The 13611-nt window shown below is 55.5% G+C and carries 4 protein-coding genes; all 4 read right to left on the minus strand.

Annotated features, from left to right (window positions below):
• Positions 1-15 precede the first annotated feature (15 nt).
• The gene (locus tag AC3ISQ_RS12850; protein WP_489347014.1) at positions 16-312 is read right to left on the minus strand and encodes a contact-dependent growth inhibition system immunity protein; all 297 of its coding nucleotides are present in this window, start codon (positions 310-312) and stop codon (positions 16-18) included.
• Positions 309-9776, minus strand: coding sequence for a hemagglutinin repeat-containing protein (locus AC3ISQ_RS12855; RefSeq protein ID WP_489347016.1), 9468 nt, complete (start codon positions 9774-9776; stop codon positions 309-311). The genes AC3ISQ_RS12850 and AC3ISQ_RS12855 overlap by 4 nt, the downstream gene beginning before the upstream one ends.
• 365 nt (positions 9777-10141) lie before the next feature.
• Entirely contained in the window at positions 10142-12067 is a 1926-nt protein-coding gene (gene iolD, locus AC3ISQ_RS12860) for a 3D-(3,5/4)-trihydroxycyclohexane-1,2-dione acylhydrolase (decyclizing) (RefSeq protein ID WP_489347018.1), read from the minus strand.
• Positions 12068-12078: 11 nt separating this feature from the next.
• Positions 12079-13584 carry a CoA-acylating methylmalonate-semialdehyde dehydrogenase gene (locus AC3ISQ_RS12865; protein WP_489347020.1) on the minus strand — a complete coding sequence of 502 codons (1506 nt, stop codon included), beginning with the start codon at positions 13582-13584 and terminating at the stop codon, positions 12079-12081.
• Between the last annotated feature and the right edge of the window lie 27 nt (positions 13585-13611).

A 13611-nucleotide genomic window follows, 5' to 3' on the forward strand; every position in this document is an offset into this window, starting at 1 on the left:
TTGGCCGGGAATCTTTCAGTTCATTTGATCACATACATGTCTTAACCATTCTTCCGATGAAGGCCATTCGTTAGGGTAATAATAGCTACAATCAATTTTGTTAAGCAGTATGTCCTGTAATTCATCATCTGATAGAGAAAGTGCCAGCAGATAGCCTATTTCAGCTTTCATCTGCAACCGCTCTTCCGCAGTCTCAGTAGCTTTATAAGCTGCCAATGTTTCATCCGCATTACCAAATAACACCTCAAAATCTTGGTTAAAATAACACCTTAATAAGTATGATAATGAAGGGTATTTTTCATTAATATTCATGGTGTTGGATATCCGGTAATAATCTTATATCCGCCAGGCATTGAAGGATCTCTTCCAATGATAATTCTGGCATTTGTAGTGGGCACAACACTTGTCGAGCCGCGAGTAACACTGATACCAATAGCCGCTGAGGATTGATAATCAAGTTCTAAGTAACCCTTTTGACTACCAGATAAATAATTCTGGATCTTCGCTTGATTGTTATCAATGGCTTTGCTTGCCACAGCTTCTGCCGTAGATCTATCAGTAAATGTAGATGCTGTTTTTGTATTACCTGTAGACACTCTATCAAATAGCTCCGATTCAGTTTTTCCTACGTGACGATCAATCAAATGACCGCCAGCTTTCTCATGAGCAGCCAACCCGCCACCAGGAACGATTGCACTATTTTTACCTGTAGCCCCTTTACCCGGCAGATCCTTCCCGTTCTTCGCCGCCACAACCAGCGTTGCCAGCGACATCCCTTCCGTGATCCGGCGAGCGGTTTCAACCTCCACACCCAGCTTGCCACTCAGCTCAACAATATACTGGTTGCGCACAAACTGCTGGCTGTCATTAAGTTTATCACCTTCACCGTACTGGAACAGTTGCTTGTCTTCTGTCCCGGCATAGCTTGGATAATTACCGTAATTCTCTTTAAACTGTGTAACCCAATAATTATCCAGCGCTTTACGCTCTTCCGGCGTCGCCGCCTGATTTTGCATCAGCGTTTCATAATACGCGCGCTGTTCCGAGTTCAACGCAAATTCACTGGCACAGTCCACGCGGCGGCAGGCCTCGGCCAGCAGACGCTGTTCTTTTTCTTCGTCACCGTCCGCCAGTTTGTTGATTTCAGCACGTTCGTCCGGGTGCAACTGACGGTTGTAGCGTTCGGCGTCCAGCGACGCCGCAGCCCCCGAACTCGCGCCCGTACTCCCCGCAACTACCCCACCTACAGCCGCGCCACTCACCGCCGCAGCCCATTGGGTGATGGCCGCCTTTTCCTTCGCATCCAATGTGGTGTTTTCCGTCAGGTAGTTATGCACCAACTGCCCGAACGCTTCACTGCCCAGTCCCGCCAGACCTCCGGCCAACACATTTCCACCACCGAAGCTCGCTTGTATCGCACCGATTACACCGTGGATGGCGGCCTTCTCTTTGCTGTCCGCGCCCCAGCCCATGCTGGCACCGATATCACCAGCATATTTGTTCGCCATCTGCCCGAACACCGCCGCCAGCTCTTGCTGCTCTTCGATTTTCTGCTTATCGAAGATTTTCCCGATGCTGCCGTTGGCATTCTCGGTGTCCCGACTCAGGTCGTTAACGTCTTGCGTCTGGTTCGCCGTATCACGAACGCGGAGCGTGCCATCTGCAATCGCCGATTGGGTCGTTCCCGAGGCATCGCCCTTGCTGCTCACACCGATGTTCGGCAACACACCGCCGCTGTTGACTCTGTCTCCGTTATTGTCCTTTTCGGAAGAGAAACCGCCACTGATGCCCTTGCTGCTGGCACTGTAGCTCGCTTCGTTCTCAATCGCGTTCCAACCCAATGTGTCGGTGGAAAGTTGGTTATGAATCTTGTCAGCAGTGCTGGCGATTACCCCGCCGTTAAGTTGCGTGTGCTTACCGACGTTGACGTCAAAACCCTTATCCCCGGCAAACAAGCCACTCTGTTCACCGACGCTGGCGTACTCGCTGTCTATCTTCGTTTTGTTAACACTTAGCGAAGCCGAACCGGTCATCGAGCCAAAGGTAAAGCTCGCGCCGCCGCTGACGTCTTTCTGTTCGCTGTGGTAATCGTCGGTGTCTTGCAGGCTACTGATGGTCAAATCACGTCCCACATCGGCAGTGATTTTATCACCCAACGCCTGCGCACCGGAAATCACGGTGTCACGACCACTACTCAGGTTCAGTTCGTCTTTAGCGTTAATCCGCGTGTTGACGTATTCAGTGCTGGTGCCGTCCGATTTGCCTTTCGACTGGTAACCGCTGGCAGAGACCCCAATACCGGTATTCTGCCCCACCGACACATGCACACCCACATTCCAGCCACTGCTGTTATTCTTGCTGGTCTGCTCCGTGTTATTAGCCGCCGCATCCAGTATCAGGTCATTCTGGGCAACCAGTGTCACGGAGTTGCCCGTTACGCCGCTGCCACTGATATGCAGGTTGCCGTCAGTGCCTTTCGTTCCCGTAGCGACCATCGTGACGTTTTCACCCGCCGACAGTGAACTGCCACGCACCTGATTTTGCTTCAAGTCAGATTCTGAGGTGCTCTTGCTGGCACCCACACTGACCTGCACCTTGACCGCATCCAGATTGCCCTGGGCGATATCGTTGACCATCGATGGCGCTTGCGCCCCGGCCGCCCAAGCCATGTCTGCGGCTTGTACTGCATACAGCGCTTGCAAACGGTTGTCGCTCACTTCGCCACTGCGGTCAAGCGCACTTTTTACCGCCAGCAAGGCGTCCGTGACCGGTGACGATATCGCCACCGTCAACCCACTCTGCTTCTGCTCGTAGCGCTCTTTGCGCCGCAACAAATCATTACCGGGGTCAACTGTGATGCTGCCTGCTGCCACGTTCAGGTTTTTGTCGGCAATCACATCCGCGCCGCCAATGTGCGCCTTACCGCCAGCGACGATATTCACATCGCCGTCGGTGCTGCCCACGGTGCTGACACTCTGACTTTGGGTGGTTCCGTCTTCATTGATTTGATGACGAGACGAGGTGCTGCCGAAAGTGACGCCGAATCCGCCGCCGCTGAACATGCCGCTCTTTTTCTTCTCGTTCAAGCGATAAGTGGATTGCTCTTCCGTCGCCGCCACGATATCGACGTTGTTCCCCGCTTGCAGGGTCACGATGCTATCGCCGACGACAGAAGAACCACGAACCGCCAAGTCATTACCCGCCGACAGACGCACGTTGTCGCCGCTCAACATGCTGCCTTTCTCATGCGTGGCGTAGTCTTGTTCCACCGTATGCGTGGTGGATTTGGACAAGAACCCTTTCTTGGTTTGGGTTTCTTCAAAGAAATGATAGTCGCTCTCGGTGGCGCTATTGAGCGCGATGTCGCGTCCCGCGTTGACTGCAACGTCTCCGCTGGCCTGTACTTGCGCTGCGTTCAGCGTGGCATCACGGCCGGCGGTGATACGAGTGTTACCACCACTCGCCAGTTCAGTGCCTTGCTGGCGTACCGATTCGTCAATCTCTTGACGGCGATTGCCTTTGCTTTCGCTGTATTCGCGGGTTTCTTGCGTGGTGAGATTGACGTCACGCCCGGCGCTTAGGCTGAGGTCGTTGTCCGCCACCAACACCGAGGCTTTGGCGTTCAGGTCGCGTCCTGCATGAGTGGATAAATCACTGCCTGCACTGACCATCGCCGCCTGACTGCCGTCGCTTTCGCGGATAAGGCTGTCGCGACCTTCGCGTTTATCGGCGCTGTACGTGGTGTTGGCGAGGATATTGATGTCTTCCCCTGCCCACATGTCCATCGCACCGCCGGAGGTGACCTGTGCGCCGAGGATGTCGATATTCTTACCGGCGCTCAGGCTCAGAGAGTCACCGGCCTTAATGGTGCCCATGTCACCGATTTCAGTGCGTGACAAGGACAACGACTGATTGCCCCAACCGCTTGAACCACTCGCGTCCCATTGACGGGTTAAGGTCTGGTTGATGATGCTGCCATCCAAGCTTTCCAACCCAACCTGCTGGCCGCTAATGGTCGAGCCGATATTGCTGATATCGCCGATGGCGCTCAGGTCCAATGCCCCTGCGGCATTCAGCAAGCCGCCATTGAGGTTGCTGATACTGCTTCGGCTGGAGAGGCTCAGCAAGTCGCCGCCCTGCATCGTGCTGCCATCGTTAACGATGCGCCCACCGTTCAGGTTGACGTTATTCCCAGCGATGACGCTACCGTTGAGTGGTGCGGTGTCACCTTTCGCTAGATACAGTTTCGGTGCCAGCACGGTTTGGCCGTTGATAGTCACCTTCTCCCACCAGACAATGCTCTTATCGAGCGCCGCCACCTGCGCTGCCGTCAGGCTGACGCCAAATTGCAGCCCCAGCCCTTGCTGCGCCCGCGCGGCGTTATCAATCAGGTAGCGCATCTGCGCCAAATCAGAACCGACGCCATTGATATAACGCTGCCCGGTCTGGTGCAGCATGGCATTGCTGATGTAGCGGGTGTCGAACGCCGCATCGCCGAGGAAGCGATAGTCGTAATCCGGGTTCAGGTTCAGCCGGCCTAAGAAATAGGCCGAGCCGATGAACTGTTTCTCATTGGTAAATTGGCTACCGGTTTCGCGTGGCGCGTTGCCCGGTTGCTGTCCTAGCAAGGCGTACAAGTCGTTGAACAGGCTGTCGTCCAGTTGCCCCAAGCCGTCCAGTTTGGGGTTGGTGGTGATGAGGTACGGGCTGTTGGGGTCGGGGCTCGGCACAAAGCGTCCGCTGGTGCCACTCGGCAGCGGGTAATCGGCCAGTTGCGCCGCATTACCGAGGTCACTCAACGCCTCATGCAGGCTGTCTTGCCATGCTGGCGTGCCAATGGTGACGGTCTGGTCGCCGTTTAACCCTTGCGCCTGCGTGCCGTTGATGGCATCCGGCTTTTGCACCGTCTCTAGCGTCGGTTTGGCGATGGTTGTGCTGATGCTACCGGCGTTAGCCGTGGTGAGGGTATTACCGATAGTGTCGGTGAACGTGGCGACGATATCCCCACCGGCCTGAATAACGGCGCGGTAAGTGCCTTCCTCAGTCCCTTCCATACGGGTGTCACCGGTCGCCACATAACGAAGAAAATCACCGCGTAAGGGGTCATAATTTTGAGAGGTCGACGTGGGTTCCGTGGCATACTTCTGCGTTCTGCCATAGACGTTACCCGTGGCGTAACTGTATGTCTGGTAACGGGTTAATGTGCTCTGTATCCATGACTGATTATTGAGAATACGCCCACTCAGTACGGCATTACGATTGGCTAAAATATGACTCGCGTTGTTTTCCACGTTGTCTGCAAAGAGAGCTAAATCACGACCAGAAGCGATGCGAGCTGATGCCGAGCCATCACTATTGACAGTAACTTGAGAGCGAGACACGGCCAATTCAAGTGCTGGGCTATCACTGTACGCAGCAGCGTAAGAGTAATACGCCCCCGCACAACCGTTAGCACACCCTGTGGCACTGCGGTAATAGCCATATTGGTAACCAATGGATCTAAGATAATTTAATGGAACATCCGCAATGGTTGAGGTCAACCAAGGGTATAATGTTGACAGGTCTTCCTCGCCACTGACGCTGACACTCAACCCCTCCCGCTGATTCAACAAATGCCCGGTCTTAATAGTGATATCGCCGTTTTCCGTCTCAATGGTGCCGGAGGTGTTGATGATTTCCGTATTGGTTGTGCCGTTGGCGTCGCGCTGCATCCACAGGCTGTTACCCGCCAGAATATCGCCACGTTGGTTGGTGATACGCTCTGCCAGCAATTGCATATTGCCGCCGCTGTACAACATCGCGCTGTTGAGCAAGTGCCCCACCGCCGACAGTACCAAGTCACCCGCCGTACCGATAAAACCGTGGTTGGTGAGTTCGCCACGGCTGAGCAGTTGCACTAATCCCCCCGCTTGCAGACTGGCTCCGGCGTTTTGCGTGATGCTATTCGCCTCAATCCGCACATCGCCGCCACCCGCACGCAGAGTACCGGCGTTAACAAACTGTCCGCCGCTGCGCAGTTCCAGGCTCTGGCCTTGTACCGTGCCGTTAATCGTCAGGTCACTGGCGCTGTTGATGCTGAGCTTGTTCCCTGCTGCCAACGACCCTTGCTGGCTGAATGCAGCATTGAGCGTCAGCGCCAAGTCTTTCAGCGCCGCCAGTTGGCCGAGTTGGTTCAATACATTGGTGGTCAAGCTCAGATTACCCGCGCTGAACAGCTTGCCGGTAGCGCTGTTGTCGATTTGCTTCGCTTGTATGTCCAACAGGTTGGTTGCCAGCACGGTGCCGCTGTTGTTCAGGGTATCGGCGTTTTTCAGACCCAGTGATTCACCCTGCATCGTGCCGCTATTATTGACTGTGGTGAAACCGAGATGGTTGTCATTGGCCGCCATCAGCGTGCCGCGGTTATCTAAGGTGGTGCCGTTCAGGGTCAGTGTTTTGGCCTGCAACCCGCCATCGTTGGTCAGCTGTGGTGCCGTGAGGGTCAACGCATCGGCGCTCAGCAGTTTGCCGCTGTTGTTGAGCCCACGCGTCAGCGTCAAGGTACTGACGCCATCGCCTTGAATCTCCCCGGCGTTATTCAGTTCTGCCGCATTCAATGTCAGGCGGTTTTGGCTGCGCAACGTGCTGCCTGCTAACTGATTGAAAATCCCCGTCAGTTGGATATCGACGTTGTTCTGCCCCAGCAACACGCCGCCGTGGGTGACGTCGTTGGCAACCAACGTCAGGTCATTGGCCTGTACGCGCCCCAGATTGTTGACGCTATCGGCGGTGAGCGTCAGCCCACCACCACTCAGCATTTGCCCACTGACACCTTGTTCAACGTTGCCGTTAATCGTCGCATCCAGTTGCTTAACGCCGGTCAAGGTGCCGCTGTTGCTGAGTGATTGCCCCCGTAATTGCAAGTAGCTCGCCTGCCAACTTCCGGCGTTATTCAGCGCCAGCGCGGTTATCGCCAAAGCGTCGTTCGCCACCAGTTGGCTACCGGCGGCGCTGGTAAGATTGCCGGTCAAAGTCAGTTGAATGGATTTCGCCTGCGCCGTGCCGCTATGGTCGAACTGCCGTGCCGCCAGCACAATACGTTCGCCCTGCCACAGCCCGGCGTGACTCACCGCATCGGCCGTGATATTAAGCTCACCGCCACTCAGCAACTTACCGCCCGTGGCGTTATTCAGGTCGCGCTGCAATTGCAGCACCAGCTTTTGCACACCAATCAGGTTACCGCTGTTAGTCAATGCATCCGCGTTCAGTTGGGCAGTTTTCCCCTGCATCTCACCGCGGTTGGTGACCTGCGGGGCCACCAGCGTCAGAGCGCTTTCACTGAGGATTTTACCGTCGTTAACCAGCTCAGCAGCCTGCACATTAACCGCGCCAGAACTCAGCAGTTGACCGCCATTGTTCAGTTGCTGTTGCACCTTCGCCGTCAGGCTGTCACTGCCAAGCGCACTGCCGCTGTTGTTCCAGCTATTCGACGCCACATCCACCGTTTTGCCTTGCACTTTACCGGCGTTGTCGACCTGCTGGCCGTGCAGATCCAGCGCACCACCCGCTAACAACCGTCCATTCAGTCGGTTTTGCACATCGGTGAACGTTAAGGTGGCGTCGGTGGTGGCCTGAATCAGTCCGCTGTTGTCCAGGTGGTTTGCGGTAAGCGAAAGGTCATTGGCCGCCACGGTGCCGCTATTGCTTAGGGAATCTGTGTTGAGCGTCAGCGCTTCACCGGCAATCAGCTTGCCGCTGTTATTCAGCGAACGGGTGAAGGCCAGTGTTAATGTTGGGGCACTGATTTGCCCGGTGTGGGTCAACTGCTCGCCGCGCAGGGTCAGGGATTGCCCCGCCAGCAAATTGCCTTGCTGATTCAGGGTATTGCTGGTCAACGTGAGAGACGTCTCCGCCTGAAGCTGACCGTATTGATTCAGTGACTGGCTGTTCCAATTGATAGCCTTCGCGCTGATAGCCGCCCGGTTATCTACCGTGCCACCGGTAAACTGCACATCCCCCAGCGTAGTAAACACGCCCGCCAGTTGCGCACTCTTTGTGGCCATCACCGTCATGCCCTGTTTGGCCTGCGTCTGGGCGCTCTGTGCCATCTTGAGCTGCGTTGCCTTCAGCGTCAGTTGCTGGTCGCTGGACAGCAAACCCGCCAGTTGCAGCGTTTCGCCCTGCAACCCCATATCGCCGCCGCTCAGCAGTGAAGAACCCGCCAGCGCAGTCAGATTACCGCTGTGCGAAACGCCCTGTTTACCCAACGCGCTGCCGCTCAGCAAAAACTCCCCGGCTTGTACGGTGAGCAGGCTGTCGCTGTACAACCCACCGCTGACGGTCAATCCGTCACGCACGGTCAGGTTCAGCCCTTGCTGAGAGCCCAGCAATCCGCTGTTCGTCACGCTATTCGCGGTGACCGTCTGCGCACCAGCCGATTGCACTTTCCCGCGGTTGTTCAGTTGCCCCACATCGAGCCGCTGCGTGCCTTGCGCTTGCAGCAAGCCGTGGTTGGTGAGGCTGTTCGCCGTGAGTTGGCTGTTACCGTTGGCGGCCAACTGCCCACGGTTGGTCAGTTGATTGGCGCTGACGGTCAAATCGCGTCCGGCGGTCAAAGTCCCTTGCCAATCCGCGTCGCCGCTCAACGTCAGCCCGACGTCCCCTTGCGCTGCCAGACGGCTTTCCGCGCTCCCCTGCAAACTCCCGGCGTTCAGGTTCAACTGCCCACCGGCCAGCATTTTCCCTGCTGTCACCAGCTGTGCGGCCTTGAGCTGAATATCGCCCTGAGTGTTCAACGTGGCGTTTTCCAGCGCCAAATTACCCTGACTGGTCAGTGCCATCGCCTGCGCCTGATGTTCACCCCCCAAGGCCACCTCAGCGGCATTCACCTGCAGGTTGCCCTGCGCCAGTGAATTATTCAGTGTCACTTTGCCGCTAGCGTCCAGACGAATATCGCCGGCACGGGCATTAAGGTCGCCGAGGTTAACGCCGACCCCTTTTTCGCTCGACACCAGATGAATACGGTTGGCGTACATGCCACCTAAAGCGCCAGTATCGATAGCGACTTTCGGTACCTCACCCACGCCGGCTATCGGCGTCGTATTGCCATTGGCATCGACTCGGTTCGCCCCCAGCGTCACCTGCAAATCTTTGGCATGAAGCTGGGCGTTGATGTCAGTGGCGCGAGCAATCAGCGCGAACTTATCACTCTGGCTCGCATCCAGTCCTTTGCCTTGAATGGAAATCGCGCCCTGCGTCACTTCCAGCGCTTGCAGCTTGCCGTCTGCACCCAGTACCGGTTTACCGGTGGTCAGCGTCGCGTTCGGGGTATTGATAAAACCGCAGCCGTTACAGGTGATGCCATAGGGGTTGGCGACCATCACGCTAGCGCCTTTACCCGCGACTTCCAGATAGCCTTGCAATTGCGAACGGTTCGGCGCGACCACCTCGTTGATGATGCCCTTCGCTTCTTTACCGGCTTGCAGGTTGGGGTTGTTCTGGATCAGGCCGCCGAGCTGGGTCTGGTTAAGCTGCTCAGTGGCGTTATTGAGGATCAGACCTTGCTGATTAACGTTGAAATCGTTGTATTTATTATGCGAAATCCCGGCTTGATTGGGGGTGGCGATATTCACCACCGGCACGCCGTTGGCGGCCTGATCGACGCGGGTATTCCCTTCCGCCACGTTAACGCCATTGGCAAAAGCAGGCAACAGAGGCTGCCACGCCAAGAAGCCACACAGGAGGTAGCTCAGTAGACGTTGCGCGGCATTAATGGGTTGTTTGTTATCGTTTTTCATCCCTGAAACCTTTTCTGCTAATTAAAGTACGAAGCTGATGCGGTAATGCACTGAGACGTATCGTGATTCGTTGAGTTACTGAGCCCATTCCATTCAGAGCCGTCACCCTATACTTTTGACGCATTCTAGCGAGTTGTAACTAGGTATTTCAATCTTAAAACCGGGTGGAACCATTAACCCTGCTGATTAAACTCTCCTTATCCGGCCTTTATAAGTAAAAAATACAAGTAACTGGTGAATAATAGTTAACTAAATAAGGAAAGTTGCAGAAAAACAGGGGATTAGTCTGAAGTGGTGATTGCGGAAATTGTCATGTTCCGCCAGCAGCACTGACGGAACATGAAACAGTTTGTTGTTAATGAAAGTTAATACTGACGAGCACGTTTCACCATGGCCTGAGTTTGCTGCGCTGCACGCTCAACATCTGGAGAATCAGCTTGTTGCGCGTCACCAGTTCGCCACCAAGCGCCGTAATCGTGGGTCATGGTTTTTGGTAGCACTTTGATGTCCAACAATACCGGCCCCGCATGATCACGTGATTCCTCAAGCGCTTGCAGCAAGCTTTGTTCATCATGAACCCGCCATGCCCGACAACCGTAACTTTCGGCATTCATCGCAAAATCAACCTTCACCAACGGGCCGTCCAGCTTGCCGGTTTGTGGGTTTCGATGGCGATTTTCGGTGCCTAAGCTACCCATGCCGTGCCCCATCTGCAAATTATTGATGCAGCCAAACCCGGCGTTGTCGAACAGCAGAACGGTGATTTTTATTCCCTCCTGCACCGCCGTTTGGATCTCTGAATGCAGCATCAACCAAGAGCCATCGCCCACCATCGCGTATACCGGTCGCGCTGGCATCGCTAGCTTGGCACCAACCGCTGCCGCCACCTCATAACCCATGCAGGAATAACCGTATTCCAGATGGTAGCCGTCTGGCGTTTTGACCTGCCACAAGCGCTGTAGATCGCCCGGGAGTGAACCCGCCGCGCCGACCACAATGGCATCGTCTTCGATCTGTTGATTGATCAGCCCCAAAGCACGAGTCTGCGTCAGTGCGGTGTTTAGCGCTTCGCTATATTCCGTCAGCGTTTCGTCCAAGTGCCCGGCGACTTCCGGCGCGTCGTTGGGTCGCCACGTTCGAGCCCACAGCCGCTGGCACTCCTGTTGCCACTGCGCTTTGGCATCAATAATTTCCTGCTGCCAGTCAGCACGATAATCACCTAGCCCTTGCGATAACACTTCCAGCCCGACACGCGCATCAGCAATCAATGCCGTGGCGTCCAGCTTCATGGCATCGAACTCCGCCACGTTGAGCAGCAGGAATTCAACGTCAGGGTTAGCGAATAGCGATTTGGAACCGGTGGTGAAGTCGGTTAGCCGAGTACCGACGCCAATCACTAGATCGGCCTGTGGTGCAATCAAGTTGGCAGCTAAACCGCCAGTCACGCCCAAACCGCCTAGGTTCAGCGGATGGTCGCTAATCAGCGCACCTTTTCCAGCCTGCGTTTCGGCAAACGGCAGTTGTGCCGTTTCAACAAACGCGCGAAACGCCTCTTGTGCGCCAGAATATCTGACGCCACCGCCGCAAATCACCAGTGGACGGCGTTTGCGAGCTATCAATGCTAACGCCTGTTCGAGGCGGTGGGCATCTGGCGGACGGCGTTCGATACGATGTACCCGACGGGCGAAGAAACTGGCTGGATAATCCCAGACTTCGCCCTGCACATCCTGCGGCAAGCAGATCGTCACCGCGCCAGTATCTGCCGGATCGGTTAACACCCGCATGGCACTCAGCATCGCGCTCATTAACTGCTCAGGCCGGTTGATACGATCCCAATAACGGGATACCGGGCGGAAACAGTCGTTGGTGCTGATGCTGAGATCGTGATACTGCTCAATCTGCTGCAATACCGGATCAGGCTGGCGGCTGGCGTAGATATCGCCCGGCAACAACAGCAGTGGAATACGGTTGGCCGTTGCGGTGGCCGCAGCCGTCACCATATTTGCCGCTCCCGGCCCTACCGACGAAGTCACGGCATAAATACGCTGGCGGCGGTGCTGCTTGGCAAAACCGATCGCCATATGTGCCATGCCTTGTTCATTACAGCCCTGATGGATCTGTAAATGACCGGGGTTCTGTTCCAGCGCCTGCCCAATACCCAGCACATTACCGTGACCGAAGATGGTCATGATGCCCTGAATAAACGGGGCTTCCTGCCCCTCCACTTCGATATATTGCTGATTAAGAAACCTGACCAGCGCCTGCGCCATGGTCATGCGTTCTGTTTTCATGAACCCTCCTGTTAGCCCAGCGTTGGCATGGAGAAGGCTGCGCCGTGGTGGTTGTTAGACTCCGGCCAGCGGGCGGTAACGGTTTTCATGCGGGTATAAAAACGCACGCCGTCATTGCCGTGTACATTCAACGGGCCGAAGATTGAGCGTTTCCAACCACCGAAGCTGTGGAATGCCATCGGCACTGGGATCGGTACGTTAACGCCCACCATGCCGACTTGCACCTCATCACAGAAACGGCGTGCAATGCCACCGTCGCGCGTGAAAATCGCCGTACCGTTACCATATTGGTGACGATTAATCAGATCCAGCGCAGTCTGATAATCTGGCACTCGCACCACCGCTAACACCGGGCCGAAAATCTCTTCTTGATAGATTTTCATCTCCGCCGTGACGTTATCAAACAACGTTGGCCCGACAAAATAGCCTTGCTCATGGCCGGGCACGCGGTATCCACGGCCGTCAACGCGCAACGTCGCACCTTGCTCTACACCGCTATCAATATAGCTCAGCACTTTGTCACGATGTGGCGCAGAAATCAGCGGCCCCATTTCGTTTTCCGGTGACTGTTGCAACCCAGCGCCCACGCGCAGTGCGGCAATTTGTTGCTCCACCCGTTGGCACAGATCCTCTGCAGTGTCATCCCCTACCGCTAACACCACTGAAAGCGCCATACAACGTTCACCCGCAGCGCCGAAAGCCGCGCCCATGATGGCGTTAACGGCCATATTCATATCCGCATCCGGCATCAAGATGCAGTGGTTTTTCGCCCCACCTAGTGCCTGACAACGTTTGCCGTGTGCCGAGGCGGTGCTGTAAATATATTCCGCAATCGGCGTTGAACCGACGAAACTGACCGCTTGCACACGGGGATCAGTTAGCAAGACATCCACCACCTGTTTGTCGCCCTGCACCACATTAAATACGCCGTCTGGCAATCCGGCCTCTTTCAGCAATTGCGCCAGTCTCACCGCCAACGATGGATCTTTTTCCGAAGGTTTGAGAATGAATGTATTGCCGGTTGCCAGCGCGATCGGGAACATCCACATTGGCACCATCGCCGGGAAGTTAAACGGCGTGATACCCACGCAAACGCCCAGCGGCTGCATCAGCGAGAAACTATCAACGCCGGTTCCCACGCTGGCGGAGTGCTCGCCTTTTTGCAGGTGCGGAATACCACAGGCGAACTCCACCACTTCCAAACCACGCGTCAACTCTCCCACGGCGTCGGAGTAGACTTTGCCATGCTCTTCGCTAATCAATTTCGCCAAACTATCTGTGTGTTGTTCCAGTAGTTGTTTAAAACGGAACAGCACCCGCGCACGCTTCAGCGGTGATTGGCGCGCCCAGCCTGGGAACGCTTTATGCGCTGCGGCAATCGCCTGTTCGGTTTCTTGTACCGTGCTCATCGCCACCTGGCGGATCGGTTCGCCAGTGGCTGGATTAAAAATAGCCTGAACGCGTTGGCTGCCGCTCACAACAGATTCACCATGAATGAAATTCGCTACTGTCTCCATCTTGACCCTCTCGTTGTTACAGATGAC

This window comes from Serratia sp. KH_031 (genome assembly GCF_057839655.1).